Here is a 16,654-nt window from a genome sequence, read left to right on the forward strand (position 1 = left end):
GGTTAATTTGATAAAGTTTTATTATCAAATTGAATTAGTATTATAATTCAGTATGGCGAATCTACTACATTCGCCATACCGCTTATAAATTACATTACCAATTCCAATTCTTCTTCACTTGTATCCCTATCTGCTCTATCTAATAAAACACCACTAATTTTTTCTATTAGCCTCATTGCCCCTCTATAACCTACGATCGGCAAATAACTTTGCACACTTCTATCTAAGATTGGAAAACCAAATCTAACCAATGGAATATCCTCTTCTTTAGCAATATATTTCCCATAGGTATTTCCTAAAATTAGATCTACTGGATCATTTTTGATCCATTGATGTAATTCTAATAAATCCCCTGCACTTTTTACCTTTACATCTTCTATTTCAGCATCTTCTAATATAGCATCAATATCTTGGTTAAATTCTTTCCCTGGAGTACCAGTCACAATATAACTAGGTTCCATTCCTAGACTTAAAACAAATTCTGTCATAGCAATTACTAGATCAGGATCTCCAAAAATAGCTACCTTTTTACCATGGAAATGGAAATGAGTATCTGTCATAATATCAACTAACTGACCTCTTTCCTCCTCTAAAGCATAAGGAACCTCTTCTCCAGTAATCTTAACTAATTGCATAATCAATTCATCAGTTGCTTTAACTCCAATTGGAGTCTTTAAAACATAAGGTTTTACATCACATTGTCGCTCTAATTCAAAAGCACCTTCTTTAGAAGCAAAGCTCCCTAACGCTATTGTTGCTTTAGCATTTCCAGTAGCCTTTATCTCTTCAACAGTAGTTCCTCCTTTTGGATACATCTCATACTTTCCTGTAATTGGAGAATCAACAACTCCACTAGTATCTGGTAACATCGTAAAAGGAATTCCCATCAAATTGCTTATCCTCTTAATCTCTCTTATATCTCCAGGATCTATAAATCCAGGGATAATATTGATCTTTTCACTACTGGAATCTTCATCTTTTTGAGCTAATTGTTTAATCATTGCTTGCACCATATTCGAATAACCAGTAATGTGAGAACCAACATAACTTGGAGTACTAGCATGGATAATTGTCTTACCTTCTGGAATATCCATTGCTGCTACCATAGATCCTACATCATCACCAATTGTTTCAGATAAACAGGTTGTATTAATTGCAACAACATCTGGATCATAAACTTTAAATACATTCTTCATTGCAGTATTTAGATTTGATCGTCCTCCAAATACCGAAGCTCCTTCAGTAAAGGAACTGGTTGAAGCTACAATTGGATCTCTAAAATGTCTAGTCAAATGCATCCGATGATAGGAACAACAACCTTGAGAACCATGACTATGAGGTAAACATTTATTAATTCCCAAAGCTGCATACATAGCTCCAATCGGTTGACATGTTTTGGCTGGGTTTACTACCAACGCCTTTCTTTCGCTAAGCTCTCTTGGTGTTTCTGACATTAACTTGCACCCCCTAATTCAGCTTCTATTTCTGGTTCATTCTTCCATGGAGCTGTGATATAATTCCAAGTAGGAGTATTAATTCCAGCTGAAATATCCCTAGCAAAATTAACAGCTCCCTTAAAGCCAGCATAAGGTCCACTATAGTCATAACTGTGTAACTGTTTTGAGAATACACCCATCTTTTGGGCTACATATTTATCCTTAATTCCAGAACCAAAAACAGCTGGTTTTAAAGCTTTAAGCAAAACTTCAGTTTCATAATGGTTTAAATCATCTATAATAATCTTTCCATCTTCCATATCTGCAATCAAACCTTCATACTCAGCTAATGGCATCTCTTCTTTTAATTTTTCATATCTCTCTTTAGATAATCTTAATCTATAACGAGCCTCATCTTTGCTAACTTCTAAATCAGGAATATTCCGATCATCAGCAGTCTTCTCAATTTCTGGAATAATTTCTCTTCCTTCAAAGTCATCACGATGAGCAAATTCATAAGCTGCTAATACAGGTTCAATACCAATCTCTTTAAATAAATTTTGATAATGATGAGCTCTTGAACCACCAACAAATAAAAAGGCAGTATTTCCTTGACATAACTTTCTATACCTAGCCAATGGCTCTTCAATCTCTGCCAATTCTTCAGCAATAACCTCTTCTGTCCTTTGAATTAACTCTTCATCATCAAAGTACTTGGCCATATTTCTTAAAGTTTTCACCATAGCTTTAGGACCAATAAAGTTAACCTTTAACCACGGAATACCATATTTCTCCTCAAACATTTCAGCAATATAGTTAATTGATCGATGGCACATTACAAGATTCAAATTAGCTCCATGAGCAGCTTGAATATCTTTAAAACTACCATCACCAGTCATAGTAGAAACTATCTCATAACCAATCTTTTCAAAGATTCTATCTATCTCCCAAGCATCTCCACCAATATTATACTCACCTAAAATATTAACGGAATATTTCTTAACTTCTCGCTCTCTATTACCTATTAACTCTGACATAAACTTATTATTAGCAATATGATGTCCTGCAGATTGACTTACACCTTTATAACCTTCACAACTGAAAGCTAATACTGGTATGCCATACTCTTTTTGAGCTTCTTTAGCCACAGCATTGATATCATCACCAATTAATCCTACTGGACAGGTAGCACTAATACTAATTGCCTCAGGATCAAAGATCTCTACTGCTTCTTTAATCGCTTGTTTTAGCTTCTTTTCTCCCCCAAACACAATATCAGGATCCTGCATATCAGTAGAAAAAGAATAGTTGATAAAGTTCTTAGCACCTTTATCTACTCTAGCCTTATTTCTTCTTGTTCCCCAAGCATAATAAGAACAACCAATTGGCCCATGAACAATATGGATCATATCCTTAATCGGTCCTACAACCACACCTTTACATCCAGCGTAAGCACAACCTCTATTAGTCATAATACCTGGTATTGTTCTAGTATTAGCTTTAATCTGTTGCTTCTCCTGACTAGAATCTTTTATCATCATATGTTCTTTCCTGTTCTTCATCGACTTACCTGGATAAACATCCAATAGATTATCTAATAAATTCTTATCTATCATCTTACTTCACCTCCAAAAATCAAATTTATATAGCCTCTTCTCCCATCTCTGATGTTCTTACTCTTATTGCATTACTTACAGGGATAAGAAATATCTTGCCATCACCTGCATTAGCACTTTTATTAACACTAATAATAGTATTAATAACCTTCTCTGCTTCATCATCATTAACTATTAAAGTTAATAATCTTTTTGGCACCAAACGATGTCCTTCAGATACTGCTTCTGCTACTTCTGGAGACTCTATCTGCCCCCCAGATAATAATGAATTAATTAATTCATAATCAACCTTCTTCTTACCTCTACCATAAACTTTACGGCAAGTCATTGAATCAAAACCTGCTGCCGAAAGAGCTTTTTTGGTCTTATTAATCATGTTCATCCGAACAATAGCCATAACTTCTTTCATCACAAGACCTCCTTTTATAAACCTTTTTTACCAGTACTAATTGTATAAGCTTCTTCAACTTCACTTATAAATATCTTTCCATCCCCAAAGTTACCTTCTCCTGTTTTAGCAGTCTTGATAATAATCTTAACTAAATCATCCACATCTTCATCTCTTGCAACTGTAAGTAACATCTCTTTAGGTAATTCATCATAATGGATATCACCAACTTTAACCCCTCGTTGTTTACCTCTACCAGCTACATCTATCTTAGTAACAGCTGGAAACCCTGCATCACTTAATTCTGCTAAAATTTCATCAACCTTCTCAGGTCTTACAATTGATCTTACCATCTTCATAATCTTCCTACCTCCCTCAATTTAATAATCAAAAATAATAGAGTCAGTTAATATATCCTAACACTTCATCAATATCTTTCACCTCTTGGCCTTTAGCAAACTACCATATAATATTAACTGACTTCAATTAGTAATCAATAATTGAATAGCAGCACATTTTTTATTATAACTCTAAAATACCATGTTCCATCATAAGGTCTTCTAAATCTTCTTGTTCCATTGGTGTTGGAATTACAAATAATTCATTATCATCTATAGCCTTGGCTAATGTTCTATACTCATCAGCTTGATTAGATTCTGGATCATAAGCAATAACTACTTTTCTATTAATCTCTGCTCTTTGTACAATATTATCTCTTGGTACAAAGTGAATTAATTGGCTTCCTAGTCTTTCAGCAAAAGCTTCTAATAATTCAAGTTCTCCATCTACCTTACGACTATTACAGATAATTCCTCCCAACCTTACTCCACCAGATTCAGCATACTTCTTAATACCTTTACAGATATTATTAGCTGCATACATTGCCATTAACTCTCCACTTGCTACGATATAAATTTCTTGGGCCTTACCTTCACGAATCGGCATTGCAAATCCACCACAAACAACATCTCCTAATACATCATAAAATACATAATCTAAATCATCGGTATAAGCCCCTAAGCTTTCTAACATATTAATTGAAGTAATTATACCACGTCCAGCACATCCAACACCTGGTTCTGGTCCCCCTGATTCTACACAGCGTATATTACTAAAATCAGTACCTTTTCTCATGATATCTTCTAGCTCAATATCTTGACCTTCTTCTCTTAAAGTATCTAAAACTGTCTTCTGATCCATCCCACCTAATAACATTCGTGTTGAATCAGCTTTTGGATCACATCCTACCACCATAACTTCTTTACCCATCTCTGCTAAAGATGATGTTAAGTTCTGAGTTGTAGTTGACTTCCCAATACCACCTTTTCCATAAATAGCTACCTGTCTCACAAAAATTCCTCCTCTTCTTATCTTCTTATATTTATTTAAAGACAATCAAAATGTCTTCAAACCACAAATAATTAACATGTGATGTGAACTCTATCACATACCTAACATCTAAAAGTAATATTATTTTCATTTCTATGTTAAGTATATGTTAATTATAGCCTTGTTTACATCTTATGTCAAGAAAAAAATAGATTTTTGTGGTAAACTTTACATAAAGATAACGTATAACTAACCAATAGTTAACATTACTATGTTTTTATCCTTTAAGCGATCAACCCGAAATGTCCCACTCTAAAATTACACCAATCTACAAAAAAGAAAACGCCACCGCCAAAGCGGTGACCTTTTATAAGTACATTATACAGTTATCCATTTTAAAGATTAAAAATTTCAAATATCAAAACCGTCTATAGAAAGTTTTAACTTTTCTGCCAAGGAAATTAATTCTCGAGAGGATAATTTAAGCTCTTGAGACATAGCAGCAATATCATTAGAACCTTCTTTAACCTCTTGACTTTTTATAGCTAAAGTTTGAGCATCACCAGAAGATGATTGGATATTATCAGCTGCACCAACAATACAGTTCTCTATATCTTTAAAAACACTTCCCGCATTTTCAATAACACCTTTACCAGTTAGAGCCTTCTCTTCGACATCAGTTATAGCCTCTAAACTCTCCCTAGAAGTAATCTGAGTTTCATTTATCAACTTTCTAATCTTTCCGGTCGCTTGGCTAGTATTATGGGATAAGACCCTAATTTCTTCTGCAACCACCGCAAAACCACGCCCTTTTTCACCAGCACGAGCAGCCTCTATAGCCGCATTTAGAGCCAACAGGTTAGTTTGTGCAGCAATATCATTAATCAGCTCCACAATATCTTCTATCTGATTTGAGTTACCCACCAGTTGATCAATAGCCTCAACCCCAACTTTTACAGAATCATTTATCTCTTCCATCTTTAAAACAGCATCTTCTAGACAGTTACTACCAACTTCCGTCTTAGAAGATGCTTCTTGAGCAAAAGCACTGGCTTCTTGACTACCAGCAGAAATCTGATCAATACCAAAAATCATGTCATCGATATTAGATACAGCATTTTTAGCTATGAGATCACCCTTCTTAACAGTAGAAGATAACTTTGAGCTAGAAGAAGTTAATGCACTAATCATCTTAGACATATCAGCAATTAATGCTTTAACCTTCCTTGTTGTACCGTTAAAAACATTCAATAGCCTCGCTTCACTATCATTCAATCCATCTAAAGCCAATTGTATGCTAAAATCACCCTTAGCCATCTTATCCAATCCCAACAAGACTTGTTCTATAACCTTCCCACTCAATGAACCAAAGTCAGGATAAGAACTAGATCCATGTTCAGAAATATCTAAACCTTTCATCTCCTCTTCAGCAGAAACCCTCAATCCAATAAGCAAATCAGCCAACTTAAAAAGAATAAAGGCTGTCGGGAAAACCCAAAGAGCTACACCGATTACACCTTTCAACTGAAGCAACAACAGATTTGTTCCTCCACCATATAAAAGTCCACCTTCTCTAGAAAACACACCCACCATCAAAGTTCCCAAGATACCACATACACCATGAACCGAAATAGCACCAACTGGATCATCTATATGTAAACTTTCTATAACTTCCATAGCAAAAACCACAACTACTCCTGCTATAACTCCTATAGCCACAGCCCCAAAGTCATTAACTGTCGCTGTCCCAGCTGTAATCCCTACCAAACCTGCCAAAGCCCCATTTAGGGTCATAGCAACATCAGCAGTTCCATATTTGAACCAACTGGTCACCAAAGCCAATACAGCTCCAGATGCAGCTGCTAAATTGGTTGTCATTGCTATAGAAGCAATATTTAAATCACTTCCAGATATGGTACTTCCAGCATTAAATCCAAACCAACCAAACCATAAAATAAAAACACCCAAAGCAGCCATCAATAAATTGTGTCCTGCTATCTTATTAGCTGAACCGTCTTCATTATATTTTCCAATTCTAGGTCCTAAAACCATAGCTCCTGCCAAAGCAGCCCAACCACCTACAGAGTGCACAACAGTAGATCCAGCAAAATCAACTACATTACTCAACCAGCCACCACCCCAAATCCAATATCCAACTACAGGATAAATAAAACCACTAATCACTACACTACATATCAGATATGCACTAAATTTGGTTCTACCTGCTATAGCACCAGACACAATAGTTGCTGCCGTTCCAGCAAAAACAACCTGGAATAACCAAAAAGCAGATAATGGAATCTCCAGCCCCAAATGAGCAAAATCACCACCCAAAAAGAAACCATTAAAAGATATAAATTTATTACCTACACCAAACATGATACTAAATCCTAGACACCAATAAATTAATGACCCCACAGAAAAATCCATCAAATTCTTCATAATAATGTTCCCAGAATTTTTCGCTTGAGTAAAACCAGCTTCAACCATCGCAAAACCAGCTTGCATAAAAAAGACTAAGAAAGCAGACAATAATGTCCACATTGTATCAATAGCAACCACTTCTTTCCTATCGATGTTTTCTGCACCAAATACAGCACAGGTGTATAATAGAATTATTAAGATTATTAAAAAAATTTCAATTTTTTTCACTGTAACCACCCCTTAATATAAAATGTTATGTTAGGTTTTTGTTATGTTTGTGTTAATTATAAGCTAATCTTTCGATTATATCAAGGGATTTATTTATTTTCTTGAATATTTTTCATATTTAACTAAAATAATTTAAAATTTGATTTGTGCCTATTATTTCTAATAGTCTTTTTAAAATAACGGCAGTGATCTGTTAAATAAACATGGCATCCTAATTTCTTACAATAAAACCTCTTATAAATAAAATGGATACATTGTTGGCAAGCCACAATACCCCCTCCTTTTTTATCTGTTACCACTATATAAATACCCCTCTACTCTAATCAAATACTTTCAGACAAGTACAACTGATATCATTAGAATCAAGGTTTACGTTAACTTGATGTTAAGTATAAGTATAACTCTAAGAATATATTTCTGTCAAGGGAGCTTCTTTAATGATTTTAATTTCAATAAAATAAAAGATTCAGTGTGATTTTCACACTGAATCTTTTATCAATTAAGGCTAAGTAAAACTATATGATCTTAACTCCATACTCATCTAACCAGAGGTTAACTTGAATTAAGTATGCAAATAGTTGGGGTAATCTCATCAACTGTCCAAACCAAGGTATATCAAAATCACCATCACTTTCTGTAAGCTTTCTGATATAAGTAACATCAAGCACATCAATAATTGGTGAATTAGAATTGTTCAAGATTTCTAATAACCAATCTCTAGTAGCATCAAAATAAGCTGGATCAAAGGTTTTAGGATAAGGATTCTTAGGTCTTAATCTAACATCTTCAGGTAAAACCCCCTTTAGAGCTTCTCGTAATATCCCTTTTCTTTTTCCTCCTACATTCTTCATCTCCCAGGGAATATTCCAAACATACTCCACAAGTCTATGATCACAGAAAGGAACTCGAACTTCTAAACCTGTATACATACTCATTCTGTCTTTACGATCTAATAAAGTTGGCATCCAGCGAGTTAAATTCAAATAGAATATCTCTCTCATTCTCGCATCTTCATCATTTTCACCTTTTAACGTAGGAACTTCAGCTAAAGCCTGGAGATACCTCTCTTCCATATATTCTTGAGGATTGATTCTATTGATTAAATCCCCCGATAGAATCTTAACTCTTTCTTCTAATTTACGAGACCATGGGAAGGTATTGGCTTTTAAAGCTTCTTGACTATGATACCAAGGATATCCACCAAAAATCTCATCAGCACATTCTCCAGAAACCCCCACTGTAAAATTCTTTTTAATCTCTTTACAAAAGAGATATAATGATACATCTATATCTGCCATTCCTGGTAGATCTCGAGCATAAACTCCTTCTCTTAAACTTTCTACTAATTTATCATTCTTTAATCTAATATAATGGTGATTAGTATCAGCATAATCTGACATCTTCTTTATCCACAAATCATCAGGGGCAGGTTGAAATTCATTGGCTTCAAAATAATCTTCATTGCCTTCATAATCTACTGAATAAGTATCTATTCTACCTTTTCCTTCTCTCATAAAAGCCCGACTTGCTATCGAAGTAATTGCACTAGAATCAAGCCCACCAGATAGCAAAGTACAAATTGGAACATCAGAGACCAACTGTCGTTCTACAGTATCTACAAACAAATCTCTAACCCTAGTTATAGTTGTTTCTAAGTCATCCTGATGAGATTTACTTTCTAACTCCCAATATTGCTCCTCCTTAATCCCATAACGATTGACAACCATTGAATAACCTGGCTTTAACTCCTTAACACCTTTAATAACACCATGGCCTGGAGTTCTTCCAGGACCAACAGCAAAAATCTCTGCTAATCCTTCTTCATCGATCTCAGCCTCTACCTCAGGATGAACTAATAATCCTTTCAACTCAGATGCAAATAAAAATCCATTACCTTGTTGAGTATAAAAGAGAGGTTTCACACCTATCCTATCTCTAGCTAAGAAAAGTCTTTCTAGAGTACTATCCCAAATAGCAAAAGCATAAATACCATTTAATTTTTTAACACATTCTGAACCCCATGCTATATAAGCCGTTAATAAGACTTCTGTATCAGAGTGACCTTCAAAAGAATGTCCTTCCTGCTTTAATTCCTTCCTTAAATCTTCTGTATTATATAACTCACCATTATAGACCATAACATATCGATTGGACTGATATCTCTTTTCCATTGGTTGTTTTCCTCCCGTAGGATCAATAACAACCAATCTTCTATGGGCTAATGCTATATGCTCACTATACCATTCTCCCCTTTCATCAGGGCCACGCCTATGCTGAGAATCAGCCATCTTTCCAGCTATATCTTGCTCTTTTCTTAAATCACGTTCCCAATTTAACCATCCTGCAATTCCACACATAAAGATATTCTCCTCCTCACAACTTCTTTATCAACCTAATGTTAATATTATGTTATGTAAACCAACAAAATTACTCTTCACACAAATACTTAACGCTAAATTAACATACATCAATATTCATTTTGCTTTTTACAATATATCTTATGTATGAAATTGATTTTCGTTCTCGTTTTATCCTATAAATAAAAACACTCTACTCACCCAGTCGGCCTTCTAGTGTTTTTATTTATAATTTATATGTTGTAAGAATTTCAACTTCACATCATCTCTAATATAGAAAATATCTCTATTTTATCTTTAATTACTCTCTTTTTATAATTATCCAATAATTCAACTATTCTATAGTCTTATAAGAAAAATTGACCCCACTCATATCTCTATTAGAAAAGTTTCTAATTTTATCAAAAGACCCTCTTGCTACTTCTGTTGTCTCTGTTTTTTCCGACTCTAATTTTTCTGCTAAATAATCAAATCCACTCCAAGGATCTACCTCTCCACCACAAGTAAATAGATCAACTGCTGCATAATTATACTCTGGCCAAGTATGAATTGTTAAATGTGATTCTGATATAATTACTGCACCACTAACCCCCCATGGATTAAAGTGATGGAAGACACTTTCAACAATAGTAGCTTTTGCTTCAAGAGCAGCTTGCTTCATATATTCTTCTATCTGCTTATGATCTCTTAATATCTCACTATTACAATTATAAAATTCTACCAAAATATGTCTTCCTAATTCTTCCGATTTCATCCTTTGTCACCTTCTATTAGATATTTCTGTATCATAAAATCCTCCCTTAAGGAATTGACCATTTCTGATATTGCTACTGCTATACTTCTATAATTAAGTTGATTTTCCCTTCCCTAGTTGTGACTTATATAGATCTCTAAGTCTAAAATTAAATTTAATGGGTATAAAGAGACACTTTTAGGTGCTAGGTGATAGGTCATAGGAGTTAGTAAGATCTTTCTATGTCCTAGCTCCTAACGCCTAACTCCGAAACTGTCGCTTTATCATTCTATAACGACATATTCAAATTTCATTCTAAAATCCGATATCTATATTATAGTCATTAAGTAATATCTAATCTATCTTATAAAGCACTTATTATAGTAAAATTAACTAAAAAATAGAATTTTTAAATAAAAAACCACCTTATATTTAACAAGGCGGTAAAATCAAATAGTAACTCTTTTCTTATTTAATTATAACTTTAGTTCTAAGAGGAATTAAATTATATAAATCTACTATATCCTCTTCTTTCATCCTGATACAGCCCTTAGAATTCTGTTTAGTAATAACTACTTGTGGAGTGGTAGTTGCATGAATTCCATATCCACCACCTTTAGTCCAAAGATCAATACCTACCCAATATTCCCCATATCTTTCTTTATCCTCTTTAGATAACCTAGCTTTATTTTTGACCCTAAACTCACCGCTTGGCGTTGGATTACTAACTGAACCAATTCCAATGGGATAACTCTTGATTTTATTATCACCTTGAACTAGATATAACCTCTTCTTTGCTCTAACGATCAAAATCCGATATGGAATAAAATTTATCTCTTGGCTATAATCATCTTTAATATTAGCCCTTAGACTTTCTTTAACTATCTGTTCCAGCTCAATATCAGTTGGATTATAATACCAACCTCCTGTTAAATCTAGTTCACTATTCACTTGATTAGTATTTGATATAACCTCAACAGGCAACTCTACTAAATATTCACCTAGCAATTCTTCTAATTCTGATGGTAAACGATGATGATCTTCAATATAAAGTAATAATGCCATCCTTAATCTATATAAATTATTTAGAGTATCAATTAATTTAATACTTTTATGATATTCTTCCTTTTCATCTGCTTTTAGGTACTTATTTATATCATTATATAAGCTATAATCTATTACAGGAGCAATATCAATCTGCTTTTCATGATTAGAATAACTATTAGCCAAAACAAACATTAAAATCAACATGATAATTATCAATATGATCAGTATAGTAATCAATACTTTATCGGAGGTAGACTTCAACATCGTTACTCCTCCTTTCTCAAATATTGATCTTCTATTAAGAACTTCTTTTGATCTCAAACAAAATACCTTAGCTTAAAGCTATCATAAATCTACTAACCTTATCTTCCTATGAAATAATACAATAGGAGTATAAAGAGACAGTAACGAGTGACTAGTAACAGGTGACTAGTTAAATTATTTACTAGTTACTAGTTGCTCGTCACTTGTTACTAAAATATGGTGATTTTTATCTTATAAGAGAATCCTAGCTATCAAAGCAAATAAACCTCCATAGATATGGAGGTTTATTTCACTATAATTCTATTTTAAATATCCCTTAATATCTGCCCAATCTAAGATTTCATTGAATGCATCTACTCTTCTTTCTTCTATTGCCTCAAAGTCCATTGCTTCTATATAAAACTCTTCTAAGTTATCATGTAAAGCTTTGGCCTGTTGAATACTTGCTAAGGCATTATCCATTACAACATTATATCTTGCTTTAACTTGATCTATTTGAGGAGTATTTTTTTCAACTATTTCTGAATCAACACATTCTAGCATATCAACTACTTTATCTCCAACTCTAACTGGATCTACTACATGTGGTGCAGTACCATCAATTAATGCTACACTTAATTCTTCGATAACTATCATGTCAATACTAGCCGGATCAAAAGAACAATGGAAATAAGCAACTTCAAAACCTCTTTCTCTAGCCGACTCTGCTACCTTCTTCATCAAAGTAGACTTTCCAGTACCTGGTCGACCTTTAATAATATATCTGGTCTCAATATCTTCAGTTATATTATCAAAATAATCTACTGCGCCATTAGGAGTAAAGGCACTGCCAAAAAGATGGCGGTCTTTTCCCAATTCATCAGCCAATTTTTCACCATCTAGTATCTCTTCTATTAAATCCTTAGTTATCTTATTTGCTGCTTGAAAATCCATACCTTCCAAATAACATTCTTCCCATTCATCATGAATCAATTTAGCTTCAGCTAGATAAGCATAAGCCCGATTAAAACAATTCCAAATACTCTTACTTAAACCCACTATCTTCTCTTTTCCTTCTTCTATTAATTCTCGGTCCCAATAACGTCCCAAGTTAATAATCTCATCAATTGCACCTGGATATTTCGGATCAACCATATGAGGTGCAGTCCCATCTAATAGGGCTACCTTTAAATCTGGTATAAGCAATCCATCTAAAGATTCATTATCTGAAGAGCACCAATGTAATTCAATATCATATCCTTTATCTACCATATCATAAGCTATTTTTTTCATAAAAGTAGACTTTCCTGTACCAGGTCCACCCTTAATCACAAATATTCTCTCAGCTCCATAAGGTAGGTACTCATAAAATGAATAAAATCCTTTACTAGTATTACCGCCTGGATAATAATTTTTTATCTTTCCTCTAGACATAAACAACCTCCTTTATAGCTTTCATAATAATGTTTATGTCTCAAAGCTTATTTTTATATCTGGTATAATTTGTTTGAGTACTATTAGAAATAATAAAAAGACTAATACCTCTGCTCAATTTTATCACCTATAAGTTTACAGCCCTTTAATCTTTTTAATCTCCTCTTTGGAATAGCCTTCTTCCTGTAGTCGATCTCTAAATTCAACTATATCTTTTATATATGATCTTATCAACTTAGCTTGACCTTTGATTTTATAACTTCCTAAACTTGCAGGTAATAATACTGTCTCACCTTCTTTTATCTTCATAGCTCCTTGATCATAATAAAGTGTAGCTTCTCCGTCTAACCCCATTAAAATATAAAATCGTTCATTATCAGTATTACTAACATAGCATTCTTCTATCTCTAAAAGCTCTGTAATGAAATAAGGTGAGGCTACAAGAATATTCTTACTATAGCCTTCTTCTTTAATCTCTAATCCAGTTACTTTAGCTATAGGCTCTACACCAAAATCAATTACATCTAGTGCAGATTCAATATGTAGTTTACGAGGGGTTCCATCTTGTCCTAATCGATTCCAATCATAAACCCTATAGGTAGTATCAGAATTCTGTTGAATTTCAGCAATTAATACTCCTTCTTCAATTGCATGAACAGTTCCAGTGGGAATATAAAGAATATCGCCTGTTTTAACAGAGATTTCAATTAAAGCATCTTCTAGCCTTCCCTCTTTAATTAAAGTAGCAAACTCTTCTTTACTAATCTCTGGCTTTACACCATAAATTAACTTAGCATCTTTTTTAGCATCTATTACATACCACATTTCAGTCTTTCCTAACTCTCCATCTTCATATTCATTGGCATAATAATCATCTGGATGCACCTGTACTGATAACTTATCATTAGCATCTAAAATTTTGATCAATAAAGGAAATTTCTTATAATAATCATCTTTAGCCTCACTACCTAGTATCTTCTCTCCCTTTTCTGCAATTACTTCCATCAAGGTCTTACCTGCCAACTTACCATTACTAATTTTGCTGACTCCATTCTTATGAGCTGCTAACTCCCAACTTTCTCCTATTAACCCTTTAGGAAGAACCCTAGAAAATTTATCTTCTAAACTTCTACCACCCCAAATTTTCTTTTTATAAATTGCTTCAAATTTTAATGGATACATCATTAACCACATCCTTTATTAGCATTTTGTACTTAAATAAAAACTGCCCCAGCACCTGGGACAGCCTTTATTTGCTACTTATCTTCTTTATTAATCGAAAAATAATCTTAGCTAATAACTTAATTCAGTATTCTATGCTTAAAAATTTAAAACTGCTAATTAATCTAAGTCAAACTCTAATTCTAAATCATCTACCTCTTCTTCTACCTCAGGCACTTCTTCTACAACCTCTTTTTTCAGCATATTTACCATAAAAGCACTTACTAACACACCTATCACAACTGCAACGATAAACATTAACCTATTATCAACTACTGGTAGAACTATTGGACCACCATGAGGAGCATGGTCTCCTACTCCACTAACAGCAGCAATTGCACCGCCGATAGCAGAACCAGTCACAATAGAAGGAATAACTTTAACAGGATCTGCTGCTGCAAAAGGTATAGCACCTTCTGTTATTCCTATTAGCCCCATAAAGAATGCGCCCTTTCCAGCTTGACGTTCTTGAGATGTATATTTATTTGGTGCTAAAGTTGTTGCTAATGCCATTGCTAATGGAGGAATACAAATCGCAACAGCAATTGGACCCATAACCGTATAAACTCCTTGCTCAATTAATCCTGCTCCAAACAAAAAGGCTGTCTTATTAATTGGTCCACCCATATCAAAAGCAATCATAGCTCCCAAAATAATTCCAAATACTATTTGACTTCCACCACTCATAGCTTTTAGCCAGCTTGTTAATCCAGCCATAAAGTTACTAATAGGAACCCCAACTACATATTGCAATAAACTACCAACAATAATTGTGGATAATAGAGGAATAACAAATATAGGCATGATAGGTTTTAAAACCTCAGGTACAGACCAACCTTTAATCCAATTTGCTACAAAACCTGCAATAATACCAGCAATAATACCTCCTAAAAATCCTGCTCCAACCTCTCCAGCTAAATAACCTCCAATCATACCTGGAGCTAATCCTGGTCGGTCAGCAATTGAATAGGCTATATAACCTGCTAAGACTGGAACCATCATCGTAAATCCTGCTACACCTAAACTTAATAAATTTTCTAAAATTGGATTAGTTACATCTGCTCCTGAACCAGCTTTAATACCACTTAACATAATTGAAAAAGCAATTAAAACTCCACCAGCAACAACAAAAGGAATCATGTGAGATACACCAGTCATCAAATGTTGTCTAATTTCATTCAATTTTTTCTTCATTATTACACCTCTTTTATTTATATTTAGGCTATTGAATAAATTAAGCATGTCTTAATTTTACAACAGAATAAATATAAAATAATTAATTCACCTTATAACCTTATGACCATAGTGATCTCTCTTATCTAGATTAAGTATTTTCTAATTTACTCAATAACCTATATCGACAATTATAGAAAAAATTCTATTATAAAAATTAAAGAATATTACTCTCCAAATTTCTCAATTATCTTATCAATAATTTGGTCTGAATGTTTAATAGCTTTTTGGACATCAAGATTTAGCTTAGGCTTACCTTTAAAGCGTTCAGGTTTAGATATGTTAACATCAGCTGCTATTATTACTGCTACTGCTTCTTTTATATCTTCCTCAGTAATTTCATTTTCTATACCAATAGAGCCTTGAGTTTCTACCTTAATTTCAACACCTTTTTTCTTAGCACTCTTTTCTAAAGATTCAGCTGCTAAATAAGTATGAGCAACCCCTGTAGGACATGCTGTTACTGCTAAAATTTTCATTCTTATCACTCCTTCTTTAAATAATTTATTTATTGAAACATCTTAGTTAAGATTTGATTAATCTCTTCTTTATTTTGAGCAGACATTAAACTATCCTTAAACTCTTCATTAAGTAAATTCCTAGATAATGTAGATAAAATCTTTAAATGTTCCTTGGAATCATTCTTATCTGGAACAGCCAATAAAAAGACCAATTCTACTGCTTTATCATCAAAAGATTTCCACTCCACTCCTTCTTTAAGCCTAGCAAAGGCTATTGCTGGCTTATCAACCCCTATAGATTTACCATGAGGAATAGCTATTCCATTTCCGACTCCAGTACTAGACTTATCTTCTCTCTCAAATACAGTTTGAATATATTTATCTATAGAATTTAAATTGCCGTTATAATTGATTAATTCACTTAATGCTTTAATTACACTATCCCTATTCTCCCATTTCATATCAAGAACTATTAAATTTTCATTTATCAAAGAATCCATCTCC

The 16,654-nt window shown here is 33.6% G+C and carries 14 protein-coding genes and 1 pseudogene; all 15 read right to left on the minus strand.

The window, feature by feature from the left end; genetic code table 11:
* Positions 1-89 precede the first annotated feature (89 nt).
* A complete protein-coding gene (nifK, locus tag OREMA_RS0101290) occupies positions 90-1,454 on the minus strand; it encodes a nitrogenase molybdenum-iron protein subunit beta (protein WP_018247477.1) in 1,365 nt (454 codons plus the stop codon).
* Positions 1,454-3,052 carry a nitrogenase molybdenum-iron protein alpha chain gene (gene nifD, locus OREMA_RS0101295; RefSeq protein WP_018247478.1) on the minus strand — a complete coding sequence of 533 codons (1,599 nt, stop codon included), beginning with the start codon at positions 3,050-3,052 and terminating at the stop codon, positions 1,454-1,456. Before nifD ends, nifK begins: the two co-directional genes overlap by 1 nt.
* A 25-nt stretch (positions 3,053-3,077) precedes the next feature.
* The gene (locus tag OREMA_RS0101300) at positions 3,078-3,461 is read right to left on the minus strand and encodes a P-II family nitrogen regulator (RefSeq protein WP_018247479.1); all 384 of its coding nucleotides are present in this window, start codon (positions 3,459-3,461) and stop codon (positions 3,078-3,080) included.
* A 14-nt stretch (positions 3,462-3,475) separates the two neighbouring features.
* A complete protein-coding gene (locus tag OREMA_RS0101305) occupies positions 3,476-3,799 on the minus strand; it encodes a P-II family nitrogen regulator (protein ID WP_018247480.1) in 324 nt (107 codons plus the stop codon).
* A gap of 163 nt (positions 3,800-3,962) precedes the next feature.
* Complete coding sequence (nifH, locus tag OREMA_RS0101310; RefSeq protein WP_018247481.1) at positions 3,963-4,790, minus strand: nitrogenase iron protein; 828 nt, start codon at positions 4,788-4,790, stop codon at positions 3,963-3,965.
* Positions 4,791-5,180: 390 nt separating this feature from the next.
* Positions 5,181-6,086 (minus strand): methyl-accepting chemotaxis protein, encoded by a 906-nt coding sequence (locus tag OREMA_RS19385; protein ID WP_407667760.1) that lies wholly within the window; start codon positions 6,084-6,086, stop codon positions 5,181-5,183.
* Positions 6,087-6,116: 30 nt separating this feature from the next.
* Positions 6,117-7,313, minus strand: a pseudogene (locus OREMA_RS19390) (ammonium transporter); the annotation flags it as partial.
* Between the two features lie 623 nt (positions 7,314-7,936).
* Positions 7,937-9,778 (minus strand): asparagine synthase (glutamine-hydrolyzing), encoded by a 1,842-nt coding sequence (asnB, locus tag OREMA_RS0101320; RefSeq protein WP_018247483.1) that lies wholly within the window; start codon positions 9,776-9,778, stop codon positions 7,937-7,939.
* A 334-nt stretch (positions 9,779-10,112) separates the two neighbouring features.
* Complete coding sequence (gene speD, locus OREMA_RS0101325; RefSeq protein WP_018247484.1) at positions 10,113-10,532, minus strand: adenosylmethionine decarboxylase; 420 nt, start codon at positions 10,530-10,532, stop codon at positions 10,113-10,115.
* 447 nt (positions 10,533-10,979) lie between these two features.
* A complete protein-coding gene (locus tag OREMA_RS18105; protein WP_018247485.1) occupies positions 10,980-11,822 on the minus strand; it encodes a L,D-transpeptidase in 843 nt (280 codons plus the stop codon).
* Between the two features lie 300 nt (positions 11,823-12,122).
* Complete coding sequence (locus OREMA_RS0101335; RefSeq protein ID WP_018247486.1) at positions 12,123-13,235, minus strand: PRK06851 family protein; 1,113 nt, start codon at positions 13,233-13,235, stop codon at positions 12,123-12,125.
* Between the two features lie 135 nt (positions 13,236-13,370).
* Positions 13,371-14,417 (minus strand): type I phosphomannose isomerase catalytic subunit, encoded by a 1,047-nt coding sequence (locus OREMA_RS0101340; RefSeq protein ID WP_018247487.1) that lies wholly within the window; start codon positions 14,415-14,417, stop codon positions 13,371-13,373.
* A 159-nt stretch (positions 14,418-14,576) separates the two neighbouring features.
* Positions 14,577-15,650: a PTS fructose transporter subunit EIIC gene (locus tag OREMA_RS0101345; RefSeq protein ID WP_018247488.1), complete on the minus strand. Its 1,074-nt coding sequence runs from the start codon at positions 15,648-15,650 to the stop codon at positions 14,577-14,579.
* Positions 15,651-15,856: 206 nt separating this feature from the next.
* Complete coding sequence (locus tag OREMA_RS0101350; protein ID WP_018247489.1) at positions 15,857-16,168, minus strand: PTS fructose-like transporter subunit IIB; 312 nt, start codon at positions 16,166-16,168, stop codon at positions 15,857-15,859.
* 29 nt (positions 16,169-16,197) lie between these two features.
* Entirely contained in the window at positions 16,198-16,650 is a 453-nt protein-coding gene (locus tag OREMA_RS0101355; protein WP_018247490.1) for a PTS sugar transporter subunit IIA, read from the minus strand.
* Positions 16,651-16,654: the final 4 nt, after the last annotated feature.

This window comes from Orenia marismortui DSM 5156 (genome assembly GCF_000379025.1).
Taxonomy (GTDB): Bacteria; Bacillota; Halanaerobiia; order Halobacteroidales; family Halobacteroidaceae; genus Orenia; species Orenia marismortui.

What these genes read in the sequence shown, in the direction of transcription:
- asnB (WP_018247483.1), bottom strand. Translation starts at nt 9,778, where the DNA reads ATGTGTGGAATTGCAGGATGGTTAAATTGGGAACGTGATTTAAGAAAA.
- OREMA_RS0101305 (WP_018247480.1), bottom strand. Translation starts at nt 3,799, where the DNA reads ATGAAGATGGTAAGATCAATTGTAAGACCTGAGAAGGTTGATGAAATT.
- OREMA_RS19385 (WP_407667760.1), bottom strand. Translation starts at nt 6,086, where the DNA reads ATGGCTAAGGGTGATTTTAGCATACAATTGGCTTTAGATGGATTGAAT.
- OREMA_RS0101300 (WP_018247479.1), bottom strand. Translation starts at nt 3,461, where the DNA reads ATGAAAGAAGTTATGGCTATTGTTCGGATGAACATGATTAATAAGACC.
- nifK (WP_018247477.1), bottom strand. Translation starts at nt 1,454, where the DNA reads ATGTCAGAAACACCAAGAGAGCTTAGCGAAAGAAAGGCGTTGGTAGTA.
- nifD (WP_018247478.1), bottom strand. Translation starts at nt 3,052, where the DNA reads ATGATAGATAAGAATTTATTAGATAATCTATTGGATGTTTATCCAGGT.
- OREMA_RS0101355 (WP_018247490.1), bottom strand. Translation starts at nt 16,650, where the DNA reads ATGGATTCTTTGATAAATGAAAATTTAATAGTTCTTGATATGAAATGG.
- OREMA_RS0101340 (WP_018247487.1), bottom strand. Translation starts at nt 14,417, where the DNA reads ATGTATCCATTAAAATTTGAAGCAATTTATAAAAAGAAAATTTGGGGT.
- OREMA_RS0101345 (WP_018247488.1), bottom strand. Translation starts at nt 15,650, where the DNA reads ATGAAGAAAAAATTGAATGAAATTAGACAACATTTGATGACTGGTGTA.
- speD (WP_018247484.1), bottom strand. Translation starts at nt 10,532, where the DNA reads ATGAAATCGGAAGAATTAGGAAGACATATTTTGGTAGAATTTTATAAT.
- OREMA_RS0101350 (WP_018247489.1), bottom strand. Translation starts at nt 16,168, where the DNA reads ATGAAAATTTTAGCAGTAACAGCATGTCCTACAGGGGTTGCTCATACT.
- OREMA_RS0101335 (WP_018247486.1), bottom strand. Translation starts at nt 13,235, where the DNA reads ATGTCTAGAGGAAAGATAAAAAATTATTATCCAGGCGGTAATACTAGT.
- OREMA_RS18105 (WP_018247485.1), bottom strand. Translation starts at nt 11,822, where the DNA reads ATGTTGAAGTCTACCTCCGATAAAGTATTGATTACTATACTGATCATA.